The 23,741-nt window shown below is 63.0% G+C and carries 19 protein-coding genes, 1 pseudogene and 1 riboswitch; of the genes and pseudogenes, 10 read left to right on the top strand and 10 right to left on the bottom strand.

Features of this window, described 5'->3' with window-relative positions; translation table 11 throughout:
• Window positions 1-50: 50 nt before the first annotated feature.
• Entirely contained in the window at window positions 51-1,073 is a 1,023-nt protein-coding gene (locus AC07FD_RS36440) for a LacI family DNA-binding transcriptional regulator (protein WP_478353759.1), read from the bottom strand.
• A 362-nt stretch (window positions 1,074-1,435) separates the two neighbouring features.
• Here AC07FD_RS36440 and AC07FD_RS36435 point away from each other — a divergent pair, with 362 nt between their 5' ends.
• The 5 genes from AC07FD_RS36435 to AC07FD_RS36415 all read left to right on the top strand — a co-directional run bounded on the left by AC07FD_RS36435 (window position 1,436) and on the right by AC07FD_RS36415 (window position 8,054).
• The gene (locus tag AC07FD_RS36435; protein WP_478353758.1) at window positions 1,436-2,791 is read left to right on the top strand and encodes an ABC transporter substrate-binding protein; all 1,356 of its coding nucleotides are present in this window, start codon (window positions 1,436-1,438) and stop codon (window positions 2,789-2,791) included.
• A 270-nt stretch (window positions 2,792-3,061) separates the two neighbouring features.
• Complete coding sequence (locus AC07FD_RS36430; RefSeq protein ID WP_095083068.1) at window positions 3,062-4,075, top strand: carbohydrate ABC transporter permease; 1,014 nt, start codon at window positions 3,062-3,064, stop codon at window positions 4,073-4,075.
• A gap of 1 nt (window position 4,076) precedes the next feature.
• A complete protein-coding gene (locus AC07FD_RS36425; protein WP_095083070.1) occupies window positions 4,077-5,231 on the top strand; it encodes a carbohydrate ABC transporter permease in 1,155 nt (384 codons plus the stop codon).
• 4 nt (window positions 5,232-5,235) lie between these two features.
• Entirely contained in the window at window positions 5,236-6,900 is a 1,665-nt protein-coding gene (gene bglA / locus AC07FD_RS36420; RefSeq protein WP_478353757.1) for a beta-galactosidase BglA, read from the top strand.
• A 41-nt stretch (window positions 6,901-6,941) separates the two neighbouring features.
• On the top strand, window positions 6,942-8,054 hold the full coding sequence (locus AC07FD_RS36415) for an ABC transporter ATP-binding protein (RefSeq protein WP_478353756.1): 1,113 nt from the start codon (window positions 6,942-6,944) through the stop codon (window positions 8,052-8,054).
• Window positions 8,055-8,129: 75 nt separating this feature from the next.
• Here the strand turns inward: AC07FD_RS36415 and AC07FD_RS36410 are convergent, their stop codons facing one another.
• The gene (locus AC07FD_RS36410; RefSeq protein WP_478353755.1) at window positions 8,130-8,369 is read right to left on the bottom strand and encodes a DUF680 domain-containing protein; all 240 of its coding nucleotides are present in this window, start codon (window positions 8,367-8,369) and stop codon (window positions 8,130-8,132) included.
• A gap of 69 nt (window positions 8,370-8,438) precedes the next feature.
• Window positions 8,439-8,639, bottom strand: a complete 201-nt coding sequence (locus AC07FD_RS36405; protein WP_095083078.1) for a DUF680 domain-containing protein — start codon at window positions 8,637-8,639, stop codon at window positions 8,439-8,441.
• 512 nt (window positions 8,640-9,151) lie between these two features.
• Window positions 9,152-9,353: riboswitch (cobalamin riboswitch) on the top strand.
• Window positions 9,354-9,467: 114 nt separating this feature from the next.
• Between AC07FD_RS36405 and AC07FD_RS36400 the strand changes: the two genes are divergently transcribed.
• Window positions 9,468-10,715 (top strand): aromatic ring-hydroxylating oxygenase subunit alpha, encoded by a 1,248-nt coding sequence (locus tag AC07FD_RS36400; protein ID WP_478353754.1) that lies wholly within the window; start codon window positions 9,468-9,470, stop codon window positions 10,713-10,715.
• An 80-nt stretch (window positions 10,716-10,795) separates the two neighbouring features.
• Window positions 10,796-11,896, top strand: a complete 1,101-nt coding sequence (locus AC07FD_RS36395) for an FAD-binding oxidoreductase (RefSeq protein ID WP_095084314.1) — start codon at window positions 10,796-10,798, stop codon at window positions 11,894-11,896.
• A gap of 64 nt (window positions 11,897-11,960) precedes the next feature.
• Here AC07FD_RS36395 and AC07FD_RS36390 read toward each other — a convergent pair whose 3' ends face one another.
• From AC07FD_RS36390 to AC07FD_RS36365, 6 genes are all read right to left on the bottom strand, one after another.
• Window positions 11,961-12,707, bottom strand: coding sequence for a ferredoxin reductase (locus AC07FD_RS36390; protein ID WP_478353753.1), 747 nt, complete (start codon window positions 12,705-12,707; stop codon window positions 11,961-11,963).
• On the bottom strand, window positions 12,704-13,315 hold the full coding sequence (locus AC07FD_RS36385; RefSeq protein ID WP_457151074.1) for a sulfite oxidase-like oxidoreductase: 612 nt from the start codon (window positions 13,313-13,315) through the stop codon (window positions 12,704-12,706). The genes AC07FD_RS36390 and AC07FD_RS36385 overlap by 4 nt, the downstream gene beginning before the upstream one ends.
• A gap of 149 nt (window positions 13,316-13,464) precedes the next feature.
• Window positions 13,465-14,988 carry a DegQ family serine endoprotease gene (locus AC07FD_RS36380; RefSeq protein WP_478353752.1) on the bottom strand — a complete coding sequence of 508 codons (1,524 nt, stop codon included), beginning with the start codon at window positions 14,986-14,988 and terminating at the stop codon, window positions 13,465-13,467.
• 257 nt (window positions 14,989-15,245) lie between these two features.
• Window positions 15,246-15,965, bottom strand: coding sequence for an MBL fold metallo-hydrolase (locus tag AC07FD_RS36375; RefSeq protein WP_478353751.1), 720 nt, complete (start codon window positions 15,963-15,965; stop codon window positions 15,246-15,248).
• A 34-nt stretch (window positions 15,966-15,999) separates the two neighbouring features.
• On the bottom strand, window positions 16,000-17,166 hold the full coding sequence (locus AC07FD_RS36370) for a diphosphate--fructose-6-phosphate 1-phosphotransferase (RefSeq protein WP_477392870.1): 1,167 nt from the start codon (window positions 17,164-17,166) through the stop codon (window positions 16,000-16,002).
• 179 nt (window positions 17,167-17,345) lie between these two features.
• Window positions 17,346-18,110: a L,D-transpeptidase gene (locus AC07FD_RS36365; protein WP_478353750.1), complete on the bottom strand. Its 765-nt coding sequence runs from the start codon at window positions 18,108-18,110 to the stop codon at window positions 17,346-17,348.
• 241 nt (window positions 18,111-18,351) lie between these two features.
• Here AC07FD_RS36365 and AC07FD_RS36360 point away from each other — a divergent pair, with 241 nt between their 5' ends.
• Window positions 18,352-18,474, top strand: coding sequence for a hypothetical protein (locus AC07FD_RS36360; protein ID WP_478353749.1), 123 nt, complete (start codon window positions 18,352-18,354; stop codon window positions 18,472-18,474).
• A 95-nt stretch (window positions 18,475-18,569) separates the two neighbouring features.
• Complete coding sequence (locus tag AC07FD_RS36355; RefSeq protein ID WP_457151079.1) at window positions 18,570-19,193, top strand: LysE family translocator; 624 nt, start codon at window positions 18,570-18,572, stop codon at window positions 19,191-19,193.
• Window positions 19,194-19,277: 84 nt separating this feature from the next.
• On the opposite strand, the pseudogene AC07FD_RS36350 reads toward AC07FD_RS36355, so the two are convergent.
• Window positions 19,278-22,104, bottom strand: a pseudogene (locus AC07FD_RS36350) (autotransporter family protein).
• A 241-nt stretch (window positions 22,105-22,345) separates the two neighbouring features.
• Between AC07FD_RS36350 and AC07FD_RS36345 the strand changes: the two are divergent.
• Window positions 22,346-23,668 carry a tetratricopeptide repeat protein gene (locus AC07FD_RS36345; RefSeq protein WP_478353748.1) on the top strand — a complete coding sequence of 441 codons (1,323 nt, stop codon included), beginning with the start codon at window positions 22,346-22,348 and terminating at the stop codon, window positions 23,666-23,668.
• Window positions 23,669-23,741: the final 73 nt, after the last annotated feature.

The raw sequence follows: 23,741 nt of genomic DNA, 5'->3' as shown, positions 1-23,741 counted from the left end.
CCTATCAGTCGCCTCGCCATAACCGGGGACAACCTGTTGAGGCTCCACACTTAGGCCGGCGCGCCGGCGACCGAGCCCCTGACCACCAGGTCGACCGGCCAGACCTCGCCGCGGGCGCCCTCCTCCAGTCCGGAAATCCGTGCCGCCAGCCGCTCGGCGACGCGCGCGCCGGCGAGACGGATCGACGAGCGCGTCGTCGACAGCGGCACGGAGAAATTCTCCGGCCTCAGCCAGGGAAAGACGTCGTCATGGGCGATCAGCGACATGTCGCCTGGAATGGTCAGGCCGAGATCACGCACCGCGCGCACGACGCCCAGCGCCATGATCAGGCTGGAGCAGACAATCGCCGTCGGCGCGTCGCCCGCCTCCAGCAAGCGCTTGGTGGCGCGATAGCCGTTCTCTTCGGTCATGACCACCGAGCAGACATGGCGTTCGCCCAATGCCAACCCGCTCGCCGCCAGTGCCCGGCGCACGCCGCGCTCGCGATGGATGGCAAAGGTCTCGCGGTCGTCACCGTTGATCAGCGCCAGCCGCCGGTGGCCGAGTTGGATCAGCAGCCGCGATGCCTCGTGAAAGGCGCCTTCATTGTCGATGTCGGTGAACGGATAGTCGAAATCGAAACCTTCGCTGCGGCCATGGACGATGAACGGAATGCCGAGCGTGTTGACCAGCGCCACCCGGCGATCGGCGGGCCTCGGCGAGGAGATGTAGACGGCGTCGACCTGCCGGTTGGCGACGATGCGCCGGTAGGTCGTTTCCTGGTCGTCGGCGTCGGCCGGCGACAGCACCAGGTCCAATTCATGCGAGCGGGCATAGTCGCCGAGGCCGGATAGGAATTCGACGAAATGCGGATCGATGTCGACGGACGCACCGGTCGGCAGGACATAGCCGATCATGCCGGTCTTGCCGGTCGCCAGCCGGCGCGCGCTGGGGTTGGGACGATAGCCGTGGCGCTTGGCGGCGTCCATCACGCGCCGGCGCGTCTCCTCGTTGACCTCGGGATAGCCATTCAAGGCACGACTTACCGTGGTCTGCGAAAGCGCCAGCATATGGGCGAGCTGCTTGAGGTTCACAGGAGGCCTCCGCGCCTCAAAGCGCTTTTAATTCCATTGGATCTGGGCACCATGCGGGACGCAGCGATATGAATGCAAGCATAGGCGCGCTTTGGGCGAGTTTGAAACAAAAATTGCTGCTGCACCGCCATAAATACATGCTGCAGCGCACTTTTTACGCGTCGAAAGCCCAAAATTAAATCGATTAGCCAGTCACCCTCTTGACTTCCGAGCGATTCAATGGCGAGATCGGAAAAGCCAAAGCGCTTTGGAAGACTCTTCGAAAGGTTGCGGTTCCTTTCCGACTGAGTCACAGTCCTGCGGCGTCGGCGGGCGGAATGGAGGTTCCGTCCGGTGTTTGTGGCCCACTGGGAGGAATACCGATGAAGAAAATGCTTTTGCTGGGTGCTGCGGTTGCCACGCTCGCCCTGAACGCGCCCGCGCATGCCGAATTGAAGTTCAAGCCGGGCGAGGATCCCCGCTTCAACTGGGCGAACTACGAAGAGCTCAAGAAGGTCGATCTCAAGGGTGAGACGCTGTCGATCTTCGGACCGTGGCGCGGTGAGGACGAAGGCCTGGTGCGCGGCGTTCTCGACTATTTCTCGGAAGCCACCGGCGTCGAGATCAAATACTCCTCCTCGGAGAACTATGAACAGCAGATCGTCATCGACACGCAGGCCGGCAGCCCGCCCAACATCGCCGTGCTGCCGCAGCCGGGCCTGATCCAGGACCTGGCATCGAAGGGCCTGCTGACGCCGCTCGGCGACGACACCGCCAAATGGGTCAAGGACAATTACGGCGCCGGCCAGTCATGGGTCGATCTCGGCACCTTCAAGGACAAGGACGGCAAGCCGGGCTTCTTCGCCTTCCCCTACAAGGCCGACGTGAAGTCGCTGGTCTGGTACTCGCCGGATAATTTCGAGGAAGCCGGCTACAAGGTGCCGAAGACGCAGGAAGAACTCGCCGATCTCGAAAAGAAGATCATCGCCGATGGCGGCAAGCCGTGGTGCATCGGCCTCGGCTCCGGCGGCGCCACCGGCTGGCCGGCGACCGACTGGGTCGAAGACCTGATGCTGCGGACCCAGACGCCTGACGTCTACGACAAATGGGTGAAGAACGAGATCCCATTCAACGATCCCGCGGTGGTGAACGCCATCGACATCTTCGGCAAGATCGCGACCGACGACAAGATGGTCGACGGCGGCGCCAAGGCGGTTGCGGCGACCGATTTCCGCGACAGCCCGAAGGGCCTCTTCTCGGTGCCGCCGAAATGCTACCTGCACCATCAGGCGTCGTTCATCCCGACCTTCTTCCCGGAAGGCACCAAGGTCGGCCAGGACGCGGACTTCTTCTACTTCCCGCCCTACGCCTCCAAGCCTGAACTGGGCACGCCGGTGCTCGGCGCCGGTACGCTGGCGATGATCACCAAGGACTCAAAGGCCGCGCGCGCCTTCATCGAATTCCTGAAGATGCCGCTCGCCCACGAGATCTGGATGGCCGAGGGCGGTTTCGTGACGCCGTTCAAGGGCGTCAACAAGGCTGCCTATGCCAGCGACGCGCTGAGGAAGCAGGGCGAAATCCTCGCCAATGCCTCGACCTTCCGCTTCGACGGTTCCGACCTGATGCCGGGCAAGATCGGCGCCGGCGCGTTCTGGACCGGCATGATCGACCTGGTCGGCGGCAAGTCCGCGCAGGACGTCGCCACCGACATCCAGAAGAGCTGGGACGCGATCAAGTAGCGGCTTGGCAAGTAGGCGGCTGGCAAGTAGCGGTCGTCCGGCTCGGCAATCAAACGGCCGAGCCTGCCTTCTCGCACTGGATCCTGACCCTGCCGGCCCGGATCCGACGGCGGCCCGTGCCGCAGCCTTTCGTCATGAGCGCATTGACACAAAGCGCGATCGGCATGTGAGCAGGTTTCCGCCGCCGATGACGCTCCAAACAACTGAATCGGCGCCTGGTCCCGTCACCAAGGTCATTCCTTGTCGGATCATGCGCAGGGAGAGGGACCCATGGCGGCTCAGATTTTCTCGGCCATATTCGTCATCATCGTCGGGGTCGGCGGTTGCGTCGCCTATTTCTGGGGCGCCAACAAGCTGGTCGACCTGATATTCCCATCGCGCGGCGTCGCCGGCGCCGCTGCCATCGACAATCTGCGCCGGCAAGGGCTGGTCAGGCCGTGGCTGTTCGTCGGTCCGGCGATGATCATCCTGACCATCTACCTCATCTATCCAGTGGTCGAGACGCTGCGGCTGTCGTTCCTCGATCGCGGCGGCATAAACTTCGTCGGCCTCGCCAACTATGAATGGGCCTTCGGCGATCGCGAGTTCCGCAACTCGATCCTCAACAACATCGTCTGGCTGGCTGTGGTGCCGGCCGCCTGCACCTTCCTCGGGCTGATCATCGCCGTGCTCACCGACAAGATCTGGTGGGGCACGGTCGCCAAGAGCCTGATCTTCCTGCCGTTGGCGATCTCCTTCGTCGGCGCCAGCGTCATCTGGAAATTCATCTACGAGTATCGTGGCGAGGGCCAGACCCAGATCGGCCTGCTCAATGCCATCATCCAGCATTTCGGCGGCCAGCCGCAGGTCTGGATATCGCTGCCGTTCTGGAACAATTTCTTCCTGATGGTGATCCTGATCTGGATCCAGACCGGCTTTGCCATGGTCATCCTCTCTTCCGCGCTGCGCGGCATCCCGGAAGAGACGCTGGAAGCCGCCGTCATCGACGGCGCCAATCCGTTCCAGATCTTCTGGAAGATCATGGTGCCGCAGATCTGGGGCACGATCGCCGTCGTCTGGACGACGATCACCATCCTGGTGCTCAAAGTGTTCGACATCGTGCTGACCATGACCAACGGCCAGTGGAACAGCCAGGTGCTTGCCAATCTGATGTTCGACTGGATGTTCCGTGGCGGCGGCGATTTCGGCCGCGGCGCCACCATCGCCATCATCATCATGATCGCGGTCATTCCGATCATGGTCTGGAACATCCGCCAGGCGAACAAAGAGACGGGAGGACATTGAGATGGCCGTTGCGACCGGAAATTCCTTCGCCAGCCGCTTCGGCGTCCATATTGCCGTCCTCATCTTCGTCGCCATCTGGACCATACCGACGCTCGGCATCCTGGTCTCGTCGCTGCGCGACAAGGACCAGATCATCGCCTCGGGCTGGTGGAACTCGTTCTCCAGTTCCACCCAGACGGAAGCCGGCCGGCTGCCGGCTGCCTCGATGCAAGTCGAAAAGGACGGCAAGTTCGTCCTTCAGGGCAACATCTTCGGCAACAGCCCTGTCCGCAACATCAGCGCTTTCGGCGTCAAGTCGGCAGCACCAACGCAATACCCCGCCGGCACATCGGCCGATCTCGGCGACGGCGTCACCCTGCAGCTCAATGCCGACGGCAGTTTCATCATGCAATCGCCGAAGGCCTTCGAAGGCGATCGCGGCCAGCGCGTCTATTATGCCTCCTCGGCGCCGCCGAAATTCACCACCGACAACTACAAGACCGTGCTGTTTTCGGAAGGCATCGGACGATCGTTCATGAATTCGCTGACTGTCACCATACCGGCGACCGTCATCCCGATCCTGATCGCCGCCTTTGCCGCCTATGCACTGGCCTGGATGCGCTTTCCCGGCCGGGCGCTGCTGATCGCGGTCATCATCGGCCTGCTGGTGGTGCCGCTGCAGATGTCGCTGATCCCGCTGTTGAAGCTCTACAACGGCGTCGGCGCCTTCTTCGGCATGCCGTCGAAAACCTATCTCGGCATCTGGCTGGCACATACCGGCTTCGGCCTGCCCTTCGCCATCTACCTGTTGCGCAGCTACATTGCCGGACTGCCGCGCGAAATCATGGAATCGGCGCGCATCGACGGCGCCAGCGATTTCGAGATCTTCGTCAAGATCGTGCTGCCGCTGTCGTTCCCGGTGCTGGCCTCGTTTGCCATCTTCCAATTCCTGTGGGTATGGAACGATCTGCTGGTCGCGATGGTTTTCCTGGGTACGGAGGCAGACCAGATCGTGCTGACCGCCAAGCTCAACGCGCTGCTTGGCTCACGCGGCGGCGACTGGGAGATCCTGACGACGTCGGCTTTCGTGACCATCATCGTGCCGCTGATCGTGTTCTTCTCGCTGCAGCGCTATTTTGTCCGCGGGCTGCTTGCCGGCTCGGTGAAAGGAGGCTGAGACCATGCAATCCGCTTTGAAGGCCAGTTCGAAGCCTGACCTCGCCGTCGATCGCGACTGGTGGCGAGGTGCGGTGATCTACCAGATCTATCCGCGCAGCTACCAGGACTCGAACGGCGACGGCATCGGCGACCTGAAGGGCATCATCGGCCGGCTTCCCTACATCGCGGCTCTCGGTGCGGATGCCATCTGGATCTCGCCGTTCTTCAAATCGCCGATGAAGGATTTCGGCTACGACGTCACCGATTACTGCGACGTCGATCCGATGTTCGGCACGCTGGCCGACTTCGATGCGCTGACCGCCGAGGCACACAGGTTGGGCTTGAAGGTGATGATCGACGAGGTGCTGTCGCACACTGCCGACAACCACCCATGGTTCAAGGAAAGCCGCTCGAGCCGCACCAACCCGAAGGCAGACTGGTATGTCTGGGCGGACGCAAGGCCGGACGGCACGCCGCCCAACAACTGGCTGTCGATCTTCGGCGGCTCGGCCTGGCAATGGGACACCAGCCGTCAGCAATATTACCTGCACAACTTCCTCGCCGAGCAGCCCGACCTCAACTTCCACAACCACGAGGTCCAGAACGCGCTGCTCGACGTCACCCGCTTCTGGCTTGAGCGCGGCGTCGACGGCTTCCGCCTCGACACAATCAATTTCTACTTCCACAGCCAGGGCCTGGAAAACAATCCGCCGCTGCCGCCCGATCAGCGCAACGACCAGACCGCACCCGCGGTCAATCCCTACAACTACCAGGACCATCTCTACGACAAGAGCCGTCCGGAAAACCTCGGCTTCCTCGAACGCTTCCGCGCCTTGCTCGATGAATATCCGGCCACCGCGGCGGTCGGTGAAGTCGGCGATTCGCAGCGCGGGTTGGAAGTGGTGGCGGCCTATACCGCCGGCGGCAAGCGCGTGCACATGTGCTACTCGTTCGACTTCCTGGCGCCGGAAAAGATCAGCGCGGCCAAGGTCCGCTCGGTGCTGGAATCCTTCGGCAAGGTCGCCAGCGACGGCTGGTCGTGCTGGGCCTTTTCCAACCATGACGTGATGCGCCCGGCCTCGCGCTGGGCGGCAGGCGAAGCCGACCCGACCGCCTATCTCAAGGTCATCTCGGCGCTGCTGATGTCGCTGCGTGGCTCGGTCTGCATCTACCAGGGCGAGGAGCTTGGGCTTGGTGAGGCCGACCTCCGCTTCGAGGATTTGCAGGATCCCTACGGCATCCGCTTCTGGCCGGAATTCAAGGGCCGCGACGGCTGCCGCACGCCGATGGTGTGGGACGGCAGTGCCAGGAATGGTGGCTTCTCCTCGGCCAAGCCATGGCTGCCGGTGCCGGCCAAGCACCTGTCGCAAGCGGTCAATGTCCAGCAGGGCGACGACAGCTCGCTGCTTGAGCACTACCGGCGCTTTCTCACCTTCCGCCGCGCCCATCCGGCGCTGGCCAAGGGCGACATCACATTCATCGAAAGTGAGGGCGACACCGTCGCCTTCACACGCCGCGCAGGCAACGAGCAGATCGTCTGCGTCTTCAATCTGGGACCCAGGCCAACCAAGGTTGAGCTTGGCAATCGATCGCTGCACCCTTTGCCGGGACACGGATTTTCGGGGCAGGCGAGCACTGGTTCCATACAGCTCGACGGCTACGGCGCCTGGTTCGGGCGCATCGACTGAATTTCAGATCACTTGAATTTCAAATCACTGGGAGGAAACCAATGGCCGATGTCATGCTAAGACAAGTGAAGAAGTCCTACGGCAATCTGAACATTCTCCACGGCATCGACCTCGATATCAAATCGGGCGAGTTCATCGTCTTTGTCGGCCCGTCGGGCTGCGGCAAGTCGACATTGCTGAGGTCGATCGCCGGGCTGGAGGAAATCACCTCCGGCGAACTCAAGATCGCCGGCGAGGTCGTCAACGACGTGCCGCCATCGAAGCGGGGCATCGCCATGGTGTTCCAGTCCTACGCGCTCTACCCGCACATGACCGTCTACGACAACATGGCGTTCTCGATGAAGATCGGCAAGGAGAACAAGGCCGAGATCGACCGCCGCGTGAAGCAGGCGGCGGAAATCCTGCAGCTGACCAAATATCTCGACCGCCTGCCCAAGGCGATGTCAGGTGGCCAGCGCCAGCGCGTCGCCATCGGCCGCGCCATCGTGCGCAATCCGAAGGTGTTCCTGTTCGACGAGCCGCTGTCGAACCTTGACGCGGCACTGCGTGTCGCCACCCGCATCGAGATCGCCAAACTCAAGGAATCGATGCCCAACACGACCATGATCTACGTCACCCACGACCAGGTCGAGGCGATGACGCTGGCCGATCGCATCGTGGTGCTCAAGGAAGGCCATATCGAGCAGGTCGGCACGCCGATGGACCTCTACAAGAAGCCCGGCAATTTGTTCGTCGCCCAGTTCATCGGCTCGCCGGCCATGAACATCCTGCCGGCGACCATCGACAAGACCGGCAACCCGACCGTCGTCAGCCATGTCGGCGGCCGCAAGGCAAGCGTGCCGATCGCAACGCCGGCTTCAGCAAAGGGTGCCGCGGTGAGTTTCGGCGTGCGGCCCGAAGATCTGATCATCGCCAGCGGCACGGTGTATCTGTTCGAGGGAACGGTCGACTATGTCGAACAACTCGGCGAAGTCCAGCTTGTCTATGTCGACATCGGCCGCGCCGACCTGCCGCTGGTGACCAAGCTGCCTGGCAATGTCGAGGTCAAGCGCGGTGTGACGCTGCGGCTGAGCGCGGACGCCAACGACCTTCACATCTTCGACGCGGACGGGCACTCCTTCTCGCTCCGTCAGCCGGAAGTAAAGGCGGCTTGAGACAGAACCAAGTCTCGACACGAAAAGAGCGGCGGGCCAGGCCCGCCGCTCTTTTTTGGAAATCAACTTCGGCTGTTAGTGATTGCCGAAGAGGTCGCGGTCGGCGCTCTGCGGGGCGGACTTCTCTACGTCACCCGACGAGTTGAGCAGCTTGCCGACGAAACCACCGCTGTTGCGGATCGAGCCCGTTTGCGAGTTGTCAACCGAACCGACCGCAGGCTGGTTGGCGCCATTCGAACCGTAGTTGTCGCTGGCGGCGAAAGCGCTGCCGGAGATCGCCACGACGGCGGCGGCAGCAAGCATGATCTTCTTCATTTCAAATCTCCTGAATTCTGGATTTCGCCAGGACGGCGGGAGAGCCCGCCGCCTTCTGGGAATCGGCTGTTAGTTGTTGCCGAAGAGGTTACGGTTGCTACCCTGGGCAGGCGTCTGAGCAGCCGGCTCCGACTTCTTGGTCGAAGCGGTGTACGAGCTGTCGACAGCAGCGGTGGCTGCCGGGGCATTCGAACCATAGTGGTCGCTGTTCGCGAAGGCGCTGCCGGAAATGGCCAGAAGGGCGGCGGCAGTGAGGATGATCTTTTTCATTTTTTGGTACTCCAGTATTTCTTATTTTTGCCGTCCGTCTAGCGGCGTGTCTTGGGAAGAAATCGCGTCGTTCGGACAGCCCCGATGTGGGAGAGCCATCCAGCCATTTCCAATCACGAAGTTGTTCCGCGTGGACCAAGAATCCACCACTTGAAATTGTGCCAGGGGTTTCCGCACTCAATGTTTTTCTAAGTTATATCAAAGAGTTGTACGAAACAGGTACCCCGATCACCAACTGTGTCGGAGGCCCAGCGTTCACACGTCCTGCACGCACCGTCAACAGAAACGAACCGTTCGGTTCGATTTTAGCGGCAGCTAATAGTCACTTTTCGATACCGTTAACCTTTTTTGCTTCCTGGCAAGGGGGTCGGTTTCGGCGATATTGGAGCCGGCTATGGTTGCCCAAGAGATAGGGTTCCGCTCCGCGATCGCCGACCGGAACGTTTCGCAAGCGTGTCGCGCCGCATGGATATGATGTCGTTTTCATGCCGATGACGCGCCCGCGATCGTGATTAGATCATGTCATCTCAGGTGCCGCTTCGTGACGACGAGGCGGAGAATTGGGAAGCCGGTCAGAATCCGGCGCTGCCCCCGCAACGGTGGTGGAGTTCAAGTCGCAACGGGAGACCACTGGGCGTCAGCCTGGGAAGGTGTCGCGATGGTCCGCAAGGACAACTCCAGAGCCCGGAAACCAGCCCGAGATGTTTAGACTCGACTGATCGCGGTGGGCGGTCAAGAGGCGGATAGTGCATGTCCGGCGCATCGCCGGCCTGCGTCCAATCCTTCCTCCGTCACCACCAGTTCAGTCCTTAGAAACGAGGACAGGACATGGATGCTCGCAACGACATGCTGAGGCTCTTGAGTGGCCGGCGGCAAGGCTTTTCGCTGGAACAGCCCTTCTACACCGATCCAGACTATTTCAAGCTCGACATGGAGCTGATCTGGTATCGCGACTGGCTGTTCATCGGTCATGATTGCGAACTGCCGAGGCCGGGCAGGTACATCACGGCGCAGATTGGCGACTATCCAGTCGTGCTTGTCCGCGACCAGAAGGGCAATATCAACGCCTTCCACAATTCCTGCCGCCATCGCGGCAGCCGCGTCTGCAATTCCGACAAGGGCACGGCGGCAAAGCTGGTCTGCCCCTATCACCAATGGACCTATGAGCTGGACGGAAGGCTCTTGTTTGGCAGGCAGATGGCCGACGGTTTCGACAAGAGCCAGTTCGGCTTGAAGCCAGTCGCCTGCCAAAGCGTCGGTGGCTACATTTTCATCTGCCTGGCCAAGGAGCCGGCGGATTTCGCACCGATGCGCGCGATGATCGAGCCCTACCTTTTGCCGCACCGGCTGCGCGAGGCCAAGGTGGCGTTCGAGTCGACCATTGTCGAGAAGGGCAACTGGAAGCTGGTCTGGGAAAACAACCGCGAGTGCTATCATTGCGCCGGCAATCATCCGGAGCTCTGCAAGACTTTTCCAGAGGCACCCACGGTGACCGGCGTGCAAGGCGCCGACAGCGACCCGGAAATGCTTGCGCACTGGGCGAAATGCGAAGCGGCCGGCCTGCCGAGCAAATTCCGCATCGACCCGGCCGGACAGTACCGCGCCACCCGCGCGCCGCTGCTGCGCGATGCCGTCAGCTACACGATGACGGGAAAGCGTGCGGTCAAGAAGAACCTGTCCGACAGCGTTTCGACCGACCGCATCGGTTCCTTGCTGCTCTATCACTATCCGACGACCTGGAACCACATTCTGGGCGACCACGCCGTCACCTTCCGGGTGTTGCCGATCAGCGCCACGGAGACCGCGGTGACGACCAAATGGCTGGTTCACAAGGATGCGGTCGAAGGCATCGATTACGATCTCGACGAACTCACCCATGTCTGGACCGAGACCAACGACCAGGACCGGCGGATCGTCGAGGAAAACGCCTTCGGCATCCTGTCGCCCGCCTACGAGCCCGGCCCTTATTCGGAGCTGCATGAGGGTGGCGTCATCCAGTTCGTCGAGTGGTACGCGTCGTTCATCGGCCCGCGCCTTGCCGAAGGCGGCCGGCCGGCGCTGCGCAGCGTTGCCTAGTGCATGTCGCCCAAAAATGCGCAGCGGTTTTGGGATCTCGACATGCACAGGGCAAGAGTGAGGACAAGAGGATGAATGCGATGACCGATCTCGGCCTCTATCGCCATCTCGACCAGATGACGCCCTGGAACGACCGGCTCCAGGTGCTGGAAGTGATCGGCGTCAGCGACGAAGCGCCTGATGTGAAGACCTTCACCTTCCGCTCCGACAACCAGACCTGGTTCCGCTACAAGCCGGGGCAGTTCGTGACGCTGGAACTGCCGACCGCCGACGGGCCGCTGATGCGCACCTATACGCTGTCGTCTTCGCCATCGCGGCCGTTCTCGATCGCGGTGACGATCAAGGCTCAAGCGGGCAGCATCGGCACACGCTGGATGTTCGACCATCTGACGCCGGGCTCGCACGTCAAGGCCTATGGGCCGACAGGCGACTTTTCGCTGCACAGCCACCCGGCCGCCAAGTACCTGTTCATTTCAGCCGGCTCGGGCGTGACGCCAATGATGTCGATGCTGCGTTGGCTGAACGACTGCGCACCATGGACCGATGTCGGCTTCGTCAATTGCGCGCGGCGCCCGGAAGAGATCATTTTCCGCAAGGAGCTCGAACTGCTCGGCAGCCGCATGCCGGGCCTGTCGCTCGGCTTCATGATCGAGGAGCGGTCCAGCCGCGAGGGCTGGTTCGGCCATATGGGCCGCATCGACGCGATCCGGCTGCCATTGCTGGCGCCCGATTTCCGCGAGCGTGAAATCTTCTGCTGCGGCCCCGATCCTTTCATGCGCGCGGTGCGCGGCATGCTGGACGCCGCCGGCTTCGACATGACGAAGTACCATCAGGAGAGCTTTGCCGCGCCTGTCGTGGAGGAGATCCCGGCACCGTTCACCTCGCCGGTGGAAGACGGCGCCGCCATTGTCGTCGAAGCCGCGACACCGATCCGGTTTTCGCTTTCGGATGTCGAGGCCGAATGCGTCGCCGGCCAGACCGTGCTGCAGACGGCCCGCGCCTCGGGTGTACGGATTCCGGCTGCCTGCGAGTTCGGCCTCTGCGGAACCTGCAAGGTGAAGAAGGTCGCGGGCGATGTCGAGATGAGCCACAATGGTGGCATCCTCGATCACGAAATCGACGACGGCTTTATCCTCGCCTGCTGCTCGAAGCCACTTTCGGCGCTCGAGATCGAGGCGTGACCGCCGGGCGATGCCAGGCCGCAGGACGACGACTACGGAAAACCTCTCGAAGTGCCGTGTCCGTTCAAACTCCGTAACGCTCGGTGCGGATGATCTCCGCTGCGACGCCGGCATCGATCAGCGCTTGGGCGGCGGCCGAAACGAAGGCGTTGGAGCCGCAGACGAAGGCGATATCAGGCGGTCCGGGCAGGTGCGCCATGGATTGCACCATCATGGCAACGTCCACCCGCCGCGAATAATCGGCGGGACGGCGTGCTGCTTCGCGCGTCAGGGTCAGAACCAGGTCGAAGCCGTCCTTGCGGTCATCGAGGGCAACCAGTTCGTCACGAAAAATCACCTCGTCCCAGACCCGCGCTGAAAAGACCAGGGCGACGGGCACTACCGAATTGCGCCTGGCGCGATGACGGACCATCGCCATCAAGGGTACGACGCCCGAACCACCCCCGACCAGCAAAACCGGCCCGCCATCGACATCGGGCCAGATGAAATGCCCGCCGAGCGGCCCGCGCAGTTGGACCTCGTCGCCAATTGCTGCGACGTCGTGGAAAAAGGGCGAGACCTCGCCATCGTCGAGTTTTTCGATCGCCAGTTCGATCACCCCGCCATCTCCGGGCGCGGAGGCAATGGAATAGGAGCGGCGCGCCTGATAGCCGTCCGGCGCCGTCAGCCTGACGTCGACATGCTGACCGGCAAGATAGGTGAAAGGCCGCGATAGCTGGAAAAAGAAGCTGGTGACACGCGGCGTACGCTTTTCGATACGGACGATCCTGACGGTCTGCCAGGGCGATTGCACTGCCGCAGCGTCGTTCATGGATCGTTCGTGTAGCGCTGCTCGCGCCAAGGGTCGCCATAGATGTGATAGCCGCGCAATTCCCAGAAACCCGGCTCATCGCGCTCGGTGAACTGCAGGCCGTTCAGCCATTTGGCCGATTTCCAGAAATAGAGATGCGGCACCAGCAGCCGCGCCGGGCCGCCATGGTCAGGCGTGATCGGCTTGCCTTCGTAAAGCAGAGCCACCATCGCCTTGCCGGCGGTGAGGTCCTTGGTCGGCACGTTGGTGGAATAGCCGTCGAAGGAATGCGCCAGCGTGAAGGCGGTCGGCGGCTCGATGCCGGCATCGGCGAGGATGTCGTCAACAAGCACGCCTTGCCATGGCGTGTCGAATTTTGTCCATGCGGTCACGCAATGGATGTCGCGCGTCATCTTGGTCAAGGGCAGCGCGTTGAACTCGGCCCAGTTCCATTTCTTGATCGGCCGCGGCCCGTGCTTCAGCGTGAACGACCAGTCCTCGGTGCGCACCCGCGGCGTCGGGCCGGCTGACAGGACCGGAAATCCCTGCTCGAGATATTGCCCGGGCGGGATGCGCGCATCGCCGTCGATCGGCGGGCGCCGTCCTGAAGAAAAACCTCGGGTGACCATCGCGGCAATCCCCCTGCATCAGGCCACTATCGGCCTTAGGCAATGTTCTCGAAGATGACGTGGCGGGCAACCGAAATCTTGATGGACAGGATCGGCGGGCCGGCGTCGCCGCGCCCGCCGATCGCTGCCTGCACGTCAGCGCCCCGGCGTCAGCCACTGGCAAACGGCACCGCGACATAGATCTGGCTGCCGTCGCGCTCGACCAGCAGAAGCACCGATTTGCGGCCGGACTTGCCGGCCTGGGCGATCGCCTGCGTCACTTGCCTGGCGGTTTTCACCGGCGCCTGATTGACGGCAACGATGATGTCGCCGGGCTGGATGCCCGAGGCCGAGGCCGGCTTGTCGGGATTGACGCTGGCGACGATGGCGCCATGCTGATTGGCCGCCAGGTTCATCTCATGGCGCACGTCGGGGGTGATGTCCATCAGGCCAAGCCCGATCGCTGGGACGCGCGCGCCCTGCTCGGCACTCGGCGCGCCGGACCCGTCGGTCACTGATGCGGTCTTCACATCGTCGCCGTTGAGCCCGACGTCGACGGAAATATCCATCGCCTTGCCCTTGCGCCAGATATCCAGCGTCTCCCTGGCGCCCGGCGCGACATCGGCGACGGCCCGCGAGAGGTCCTTGGGATCCTTCACATCCTGTCCGGCAAAGCTGGTGATGACGTCGCCGGTCTCGACGCCGGCCTTGGCAGCCGGCGAACCTTCATTGACCTGCGAAACCAGCGCGCCGCCAGGATGGTCGAGCCCAATGGCGCTGGCCACATCCGGCGTCACCGGCTGTATCTCGACACCGAGGTAGCCATACTGGATGGAGCCGTCCTTCATCAGCTTGGCGACCACCTTCTGGGCCTGGTCCGATGGGATGGCGAAGCCGACGCCGACACTGCCGCCATTGGGTGAATAGATCGCCGTGTTGATGCCGACGACATTGCCGCTGACATCGACCAGCGGGCCGCCGGAATTGCCATGATTGATCGGCGCGTCGATCTGAATGAAGTCGTCGAACGGCCCGCTGTGCAGATCGCGGCCACGTGCTGACACAATGCCCGCCGTGACCGTGGTGCCGATGCCGAACGGATTGCCGATTGCCAGCACCTGGTCGCCGGTCATCAGCCTGTCGGAATCGCCCCATTTGACGGTCGGCAAGGGCTTGTCGGATTTGATCTTGAGCACGGCGAGATCGTTCTTGGCATCGCGGCCGACGAGCTTGGCGGGAAGCTCGGTGCCGTCGTCGAGCGTTACCTTGATGGAAGAGGCGCCATCGACGACGTGATTGTTGGTGACGATGGTGCCATCGGCAGCGACGATGAAGCCTGAACCGAGCGCCTCGGCACGCGGAGCCTGCTGCGGCGGGGCCTGTGGAGCGGGCATGCCCTGGTCGCCGAAGAACTGACGAAAATACTCGTCGAACGGCGAGTTGCCGAGAGGCATGCCGTCGTCCGTGCTTTCCGGCTGTGCCTTCATGACGGTGGTAACTGTCACCACCGCGGGCTTGTCGGCGGCCACGATGGGAGCGAACGAGCCGTTGGGTGCAGCAATGCCGGCGACAGGTGTCTGGGTTGTCGGAACGGCGTTGCTCGCACTTTGAGCGAAAGAGATGACAAAGGGAGATATGATTAGCGCAGCGCCCAGCGAGGCCGCGACGCGATGTCTGCGAATGATATCTGACATGGTCGTTTGTCCGGGCGAGAGTTGATCCTGCGCCGTGGCCGCCTCTCTTGGAAACTGGCCATCCCGCGTGTCGAGGGTCGCGATTGCCCGTCTCGCCTTGCATGGCAGCCGACCGGATCGACAGCCCTGCATCTAGGGTGCGGATTGGCCCGATTTAGGGTTTTCAGGCGACCTTACGAAGATTTAATTTCCAGACGGCGGCCGGTCACAATGTCGTGGGGTGGCGGCAAGACGGTCTTCCCAGCCCCGCGGAGGGATCAGATCGCGTCGGTTCGCCCGAGATATGCTGTGGCGATGTCGTGCATGCGCTTGCCGTCGAAGCTCGGCCCGTGGCCGCCATGGCCGATGCGGATCGGGACGTCGAGCAGGCGCTGCATCGTGCAGCGATAGGCTGTTCGATCGGAGTCCGGCAGGTCGTCGATCAACGTGTCGTCGTAGATGGCGTCGCCGCTGAAGAACAAGCCATCGACCTCGTCGAACAGCGCGATCGAATCCGGCGAATGCCCGGGCAGGTGCAGCACGCGAAACTGACGATCGCCGAGATCGATCACGTCGCCCTCGTCAAGGGTTCGCGTCAATGGCGCCGACGGGATCCTGTAATCAGCTGCCTTCCAGCCCGGCGCGGGCAGTTTCGAGACGGCACCTTCGAGGTCGTGGAACATGTACGCATAGGTCGCGGCGTCATCCATGCTCTCGAACTGCGCGGCACTCATCCTTGGTCCGGCCCGCAATGGGAACTCGTGCAGCGAGCCTATATGGTCGAGATGGATATGGGTTGCGACGACCAGCAGCGGCTTGCCGTCGGACAACTCGATCTCCGGCGCCAACGGACAGATGCCCATGCCGGTGTCGACCAGCAGGTCGACATCGCGGCCGCGCAGATGCCAGATGTTGGCGCGCACGTATTCGTGCACGAACAGCTCGGTCAGTATCGTCGTCTTCTCGTCGACGATGCTCTTGCTGAACCAGCCCGGCATCAAGTGTGAGCCCGGCATCACGTATGAGCCGGCATCAGACGAACGGCTTCCCGACCTTGTATTTTTCCGGCACCAGCCGCTTGAGATAGGCCATGCCGGCCTCGGACAGCTGATTGACATCGGGCTTCATGAAATCGTCGGGCATATGGCGGGTCTTGCCGGCGACGTTCTTCAGCGGCACCTTCTTCAGCACCGTTTTGGCGCCGTCATATTGCAGCGCCACCGAGCCACCGCCCTGTTCGGCGACGCTGACGGCGAAGGCGCCGGCATCGAAGGCCTCCTGCGCGTCGACCGCGCTGATGGCGCCGATATAGCCGCGCGGCATGTAGCCGAGTGCATCGACGCGGGCCCGCTTGCCGGGCAGGCCTTCGGCCAGCGCGCGCTCGAGTGCGGCCGGCAGGTCGCTGCCCGACAGCTTGACGTTGCCGTGCGCGTCGCGCTCGAGCTTCTCCGGCGGCACCAGGCTTTCGACCAGCGCCTTGCCATCGGCGGTGCTGACACCTTCCGACACGGCGACGATACAGCGCTTGTGGCGGTCGAGCGTGGCGCGCACGTCGTCGATGAAGCCGGCCGCAGAGAATGGGCGCTCCGGCACGTAGACGAGGTGTGGGCCGCTGTCGGGGTCGAGTTGCCAGGCCGCGGCGGCGGCAGTGAGGAAGCCGGCGTGACGGCCCATGACGATGCCGACATAGATGCCGGGCAGGGCGCGGAAATCGAGGTCGACGGACAGGAAGGCGCCAGCGACGAACTCGGCCGCCGAGATGAAGCCGGGCGTGTGGTCGTTCTCCTCGAGATCATTGTCGATGGTTTTCGGTGCATGGACGAAAGCGATCGTGCCGCCGGCGGCGTCGGTCAGGATCTGCTGCGTCCCGGATGTGTCATTGCCGCCGATGTAGATGAAGGCGTCGGCGCCGGCCTTCTTCAGCCCGGAGAGGATGACCTCGCAATAGGCGGCGTCCGGCTTGTCGCGCGTCGAGCCAAGGGCCGCACTTGGCGTGCCGGCGATCAGCCGCAGCCGGTCTTCCGGGATGGCGGACAGGTCGACATAGTTGCCGTCACGTATGCCGCGCACGCCGTGAATGGAGCCCAGCACCTTGGCGCCGGGATGCCGCTTGCGGATCTCCAGCGTCGCCCCGACCACTGTCTGGTTGATGACGGCGGTCGGGCCGCCGCCCTGCGCGATAACGAAAGTTCCGGCCATTCCTGACGTCTCCCGAGCGATGAAATTCGCAGGCACATTCGCCTGTCTTTCGCCATCGCGCAACGGGAGAACCAGAGCATGATCCCGAAAAGCATGCCCGGCCCGAGGGTGGGAACCGGCTTTCGCCAGAGATCATGCTCGAACAGAAAGAGAAGCGGCCGCGCCGGCGGCCGGCAGGGTCACATGACGACGACCGGGTTTTTCTTGGAGACGCGGCTGTAGAGGTCGATGATGTCCTGGTTGATCAGGCGCACGCAGCCTGACGACATCGCCTGGCCGATGCTCCACCATTCGGGCGAACCGTGGATGCGATAGCCGGTGTCCTTGCCGTCCTGATAGATATAGAGCGCCCGGGCGCCAAGCGGGTTGGTGAGGCCGCCTGGCTGGCCGGCCTGCCATTTCACCAGTTCCGGCTTGCGGGCGATCATTTCGGGCGGCGGCGTCCAGGTCGGCCATTCCCTGCCGTACTGGATGTTGGCGCGGCCGGACCAGCGGAAGCCGTCCTTGCCAATGCCGACGCCGTAGCGGATGGCTTCACCGCCCGGCTGGACGAGATAGAGCATGCGCTCCTGCAGATGGACGACGATGGTGCCGGGCGCCTCGCCGGTCGTGTCGACGACGATCTGGCGGCGGAACTCCGGCTTGACCTTCAGATAGGGCACTTCCGGCACGTTGAAGCCGCCATCGGTCAGCCCCGTATACATCAGGTCGGGGCTGGTGATGTGCTTGTCAACGCTGATGCTCGGCCGGATCGGCACTGAGCCGGTGACCGTATCGTCGAGATCCAGCACCGGCAGACCGCCGCCCGAGGTCGAGCAGCCGGCAGCGCTGAGCAAAGCCAGCGCCCCTGCGCCGGACAGGATGGCGCGACGGGAAAGATGATGATCGGTTTCGATTGCGTCGCCGTTTCGCGGCGGCGTCAGACCTTGCGGCAACTCACGCATATACCCAAACCCTACGCTGTCGGCGGGAAGCACGGTCCGGCCGGATGAAACGCATTTTCATCATTCATGGTTGATAAAGCGTGAAGGCCTTGCGCTGCCTGCGTTTGCGCGTTGCCTTGCTGGCGTTCGAGCTGCCGCCCGACCGTCGACCGAAGGGCTGCTGCACAAAAAGGCCTCCGTCAGGTCATATTCCCGGCGCCGGCGCTTCCTACCCCTCCAGGCGGCTACCGAGGGGGGACCCATGTGCAAGACCTTAAGAACCGACGTCAAGCTTTTTGCCGCGGCCATAGTCTCAGCAGCAATCGTTCTCGGTGCCAATGTCAGCCTGGCCGATATCGTGAACACGCTGAGCGGCGCGAACTGACACCGACCTGCCGTTGGCGAAATTAGGGAAATCGCCCTTTACATTCTCCCGCTGCCAAGGATTTATCCTCTTCTTTACGCTCAAAGGAGACGAGCATGTCCTTCGAAAACTGGGCCGCCTTCACTGCCGCATCGACGATCCTTCTCATCATTCCAGGTCCGACCATCCTTCTGGTCGTGTCCTACGCGCTGGGCCAAGGCTGGCGTACCGCCTTGCCGATGGCGGTCGGCGTGGCGCTCGGCGACTTCACCGCCATGACGCTGTCGATGCTGGGCATCGGCGCGCTGCTGGCCGCTTCGGCGACCGTCTTCACCGTCCTGAAGCTGATCGGCGCCGGCTATCTGATCTATCTGGGCGTGAAACTGTTTCGCGCCGGCGGCGCGCTGAAAGCCGAACCGCGCACCGACGTGGTGTCCTCGGCCAAGATGATGGCGCATGCCTGGCTGGTCACCGCGCTCAACCCGAAAAGCATTACCTTCTTCGTCGCCTTCCTGCCGCAGTTCCTCGACCGGCATGCCGATTTCTGGACGCAGATGCTGATCTTCGAGACGACCTTCCTGGCGCTCGCCTTCGCCAATGCCTTCGGCTATGCGCTGATCGCAGCGCGCGCACGCAACGTCGTGCGCAATCCCAAGGCGATCCGCATTTTCAACCGCACCGGCGGCACGCTGCTGGTCGGCGCCGGCATCGCCACGGTGGCGATGCGTTCGGGCAATTAGAAGCAATTCCAGGAAAAGTTGTCCGGAATCGCTCTCTCTTTTTGACAAAGGTCCCGAACGATAGTTTCGCGACCTTTGTCAGCATCACCATTTGACGCTGAAGCCGAGATTGCCCTCGAGGATGCGGCGCTTGTCGCCACCGAGATTGGTGGTGTAGTCGCCGGTGGCGAAGATGCTGACCTTGTCCGTCACCTTGGCGACGATACCACCACCGAATTCGAAGGAGGTCGATTTGCCCTCGGTCGAGATGTCGTTGGTGTCGAAATTGACATGGCTCGTGCCGCCGAAATCGTGCCAGATTGAGGTAGGGCTGCAACGCCATGCCGTCGACCGCAGTCTCGCCCTGCAGCCGCACGCCCAGCCTGCCGGTGAGGTTGTCGTCAGGATCGAAGGAAACCGACGAGAACAGGTCTTTGGTGTCGTCGAGCGACAAATGCTGCCAGACCAGTTGCGCCTGCGGTTCAAGCGTCCAGCCTTGCGCCAGCGCAATGGGATAGCCGCCTTCCAGCGAAGCGGTGACGCCGGTTCCGTCGATGTCGATGCCGACGTCGCGGGACGATGTTGCGTTGCCGTTGACGAAGGTGGCCATGACGACGCTGTCCAGGTACCAGCCGCCCTGGCCGATACGGGTCCAGTAACCGCCGACACTGGTGCCATCGAGATCCATGCTGCCGACGGACAGATTGTTCCATCCCAGCGCCTGGCCGCGCACGTCTCCCTTCATGCTAGCATAGGCGACGAACAGGCCAGCGCGGTCGATCTGGCCTGACGCGGTCTCGCGGCCGAACAGGTCGAAACCCGCCTTGAAGCCGAACAGGGTGCCGTCGAAGGATGGCGACACCGTTCCCGACCAGCCCATCTTGGTGTCCTGGCCGAAAACGCGGCCCCAGACCGGCGACAGCTCCGCATTCAACAACAGGCTCTGCTCGCCACGCCGTTCATGGAAGGTGCCGTGCGTTGTCATCGCCAGATGCTCGGCCACCGGCGGCAAGGCCGAATAGACCGGAACCTCGACCCGATAGAGCGGGATCGTGGCGGCTTGCACCGCACTCGCTCCAGGTGTCGGCGGCGCCGGCTGCACAGGCGCCGGGCCAGGCAGCGTCGGCACTGGAAGCGCGGGGGCTGCCGTTGGCACCACGGGTGGGGGCGGCGGTGGGTCCGCCGGCGGCGCCGGTGGGGGCGGTGGCGGCGGCGCGGGTGCAGGATCGCTGGCCTGCACAGGCGGCGTCGGATCGACCGGCGGGGTGTTGATGTCGCCCTCGGTCGGCGGCGGTGTCGGCGGCAACCCCAAGGGTGGCGGTGGCGGCGGTTCGACGGCTGGCGGTTCGGGTTCCGGCGGCGGCGTGGGTTCGACCCCAGGTTCGACCGCCGCTGGTGCTGGTGCTGTCACCGTCGAGCGCAGATACCAGTTCTCTTCGCTGCCGGCGCTGACGCCGCCCTTGAACAGATAATATTCGAAGGCGCCGGCCGCGACCTGGGTATCGAGGGCAAAGGTGGTGGTGCCTGAGGTGGCGCCGTTGACTGCCTGGACGACCATAATGCGTCCTGCGTGGTCTCCGCGCCGGCGCCGCCGAGATTGAATACGGCGATGCCGGTCGAGCCGGACGCCGTCCCGCCCGACAGCACCAGCCTGTCCGATGCGGAGGAATCATCGCCAAGCTCGGTCTGGATGAGCAGCAGGCCACCCACGCCGGTGTAGTTGCCGGAGATCGTCAGACGATCGGTCGCGCCGGTGCCGCCGTTGGTCAGGTCGATGCGTCCGGCATTGGTGACCTGCGCCAACTGGCCGCGGTAAAGGCCTGGATCGAGGCGTTGAAGCCGCCGCCGCCAAACAGGGTGCTCGACGCGTCGACGTTGAGCGCGCCGGTACCGGTACCGGTGCCGCTGTCGCCAAGCACCAGATTGCCGTCCAGCGTCAGTTCGGTATCGTCGGTGGCGCCGATGCTTTCCCAGTTCTGGAGCCGGCTGATCCCATCCAGCTTGACGTTGTCAAGGGTCAGTGCGTCGGTGCCGAGGCCACCGCTTATTGCATCCGCGGCGCCGAGATTGGCGTTGGTGAGATTGCTCAGCCTGGCGGTATCGTTATCGCCGCCGAGGTCGACGGCGCCGTAGATGATGCCGCCACCGTTCCAGACGAAGCTGTCGGCGCCAAAGCTCATCAGGATATCGCCGCCGACCGTGCCGCCGGTGACCGTGACGCTGTCATTGCCGCCGCTGACGCTGATGTTGCCGCCGATGATGCCGCCCGACAAGATAACCGTATCCTGGTCGAAGCCGGTCACAAGATTGCGGTCGATCGTGCCGCCCGACATGTTGAAATAGTTCTTATCGAGTTTCATGTTGACGCGGCCGATGCGGCCACCGGTCATGACAGCACGGTCGCCATCGTCGAAGAAATCGACGATGCGTCCACCCGTCATCGTGAAGGTATCGAGGCCGTCGCCCTGGTTGAGCGAGCCGATCTGGCCGCCGCTCGTGTTGAAGTCGTCGATGCCGGCGCCTTGCTGGACATTGCCGGCGACGGTGCCGGCCCCGATGGTGAAGAAATCCGTGCCGCCGCCCTGATCGACGGTGCCGGTGATGGTGCCGGACTGCATGTCGATGCGGTCCGTGCCGACGCCAAAGGTGACATTGCCTGATATTTGCCCGGTCCCGCCGGCTGGAAAATTCAGCGTATTGTCGCCCCATTGTCGGTGAGGCTGCCGCCCGAATCCCCACTATCGCAAGTGAAGGTGTCGTTTCCGGGTGACGGAACCAGCACGCATGCTGCGAAGGCCGCAGAATTGGGCAGCAACGCAAGTGCTGTAGTTGCAATAACGCTAATAAGCCATGGGTGAATCTGGCGCGGCCTTCGCCGCAGAAAAGCAATCGGGTCGCCCCGCCCTTCCAAATGGCTGTTCGGAAGCTTCATTTCAAAGTTCTGCATCGCGTCCCCTCTCAGATCGCGATTTCAAGCCCTCCACCCGCGCCGCAATGAAGCCACAATTTGTTCGCTTTTACGAAGCCTAATCTGTGGCTCGTGGTTGATAAACTACAAAATCCACTAAAATAGTTCCGGCGCGGCGCGTGGTTGGCGAGTCTGTGGCCCGTGCTTTAGGATCGCCTTGGGCCGAAGGATCGAGGCTCATCGCAAGCCGATCAAAGGACATTGCATGGCCATCAGGGACGCATTGGATCTAACACTTTCGGGCGCAACGGAGGCGGGGTTGACGCCCTACAGCCAGGCCGTGCGTGAACTGCTGTGCTTCATCGGCGATCCCGTCGCCTCCATCGACCGTGCCATATCGGCGGATCCCGGTTTCGTCATGGCGCATGTCTTCAAGGGCTATCTCTTCGGCCTCGCCACCGAGCGCGACGCGACGGCGGTAGCCAGGGCTTGCCACGAGGCGGCGCTGCCGCTCGCCGCGACGACGCGCGAAGAGGCGCATGTCTTGGCCCTCGGCCACCTCGCCAACGGGCGCTGGCATGACGCCGCCAGGATTCTCGAGGATATCGCCATCGAGACCCCGCTCGACGCGCTGGCGCTGCAGGTCGGGCACCAGATCGACTTCTTCACAGGCAATGCGCGCATGTTGCGTGACCGCATCGCCCGCGCTTTGCCGTCCTGGCGGAGCGATATGCCCGGTTATCATGGCATTCTCGGCATGCAGGCCTTCGGACTGGAGGAAATGGGCGACTACACCAGGGCCGAAAAGCTTGGCCGCGCGGCGGTCGAGATAGAGCCGCGCGACGGCTGGGCGCAGCATGCGGTCGCGCATGTCATGGAAATGCAAAGCCGGCAAAGGGACGGCATCGCCTGGATGCGCGCCAATCCCGAGGCCTGGACAAGGGAGAGCTTCCTGCAGGTGCACAATTGGTGGCACCTGGCGCTGTTCCACTACGATCTCGGTGAGACCGACCAGGTGCTGGCGCTCTATGATGGACCGATCTACGGCACGCCGTCGACGCTGGCGCTCAACATGGTCGATGCGTCGGCGATCCTGTGGCGGCTGCATCTCGGCGGCATCGATGTCGGCGACCGCTGGACGGCGCTCGCTGACAACTGGTACAAGGCCGGCGCCGGCAACTATGCCTTCAATGACGCCCACGCGATGATGGCCTATGTCGGCGCTGGGCTCGCAGCGCGAGCCGGCGGATTGCTCGAGGCGCAGCGCGAGGCGATGCATGGCAGCGGCGACAATTCTGCCTTCACGCGGGATGTCGGCCATCCGCTGACGCTGGCAATCAAGGCATTCGGCGAGGCCAACTACACCGAGACCGTGCAGCTGATACGGCCGATCCGGGCGATCGCCAACCGCTTCGGCGGCAGCCACGCACAGCGCGACGTCATCGACCTGACGCTGATCGAAGCGGCATTGCGGGCCGGCGACGGCGCGCTCGCCAGGGCGCTCACGGCCGAGCGTTCGATGGCGCGGCCGGACAGTCCGCTGTCAGTGCTGCTTTCGCGGCGCGCCGCCGATTTGTCGGAGAATTGACCCGAAGCGGATCTTGTCTTAAAAACTGGCCAAGCCAGATTTTTTCGAGATCCGAAAAAATTAATGGCAGGGG

It is taken from the genome of Mesorhizobium waitakense, from assembly GCF_056431085.1.
Note: the sequence above shows the minus strand (reverse complement) of the source record. Positions and strands in the feature narration are given on the sequence as shown.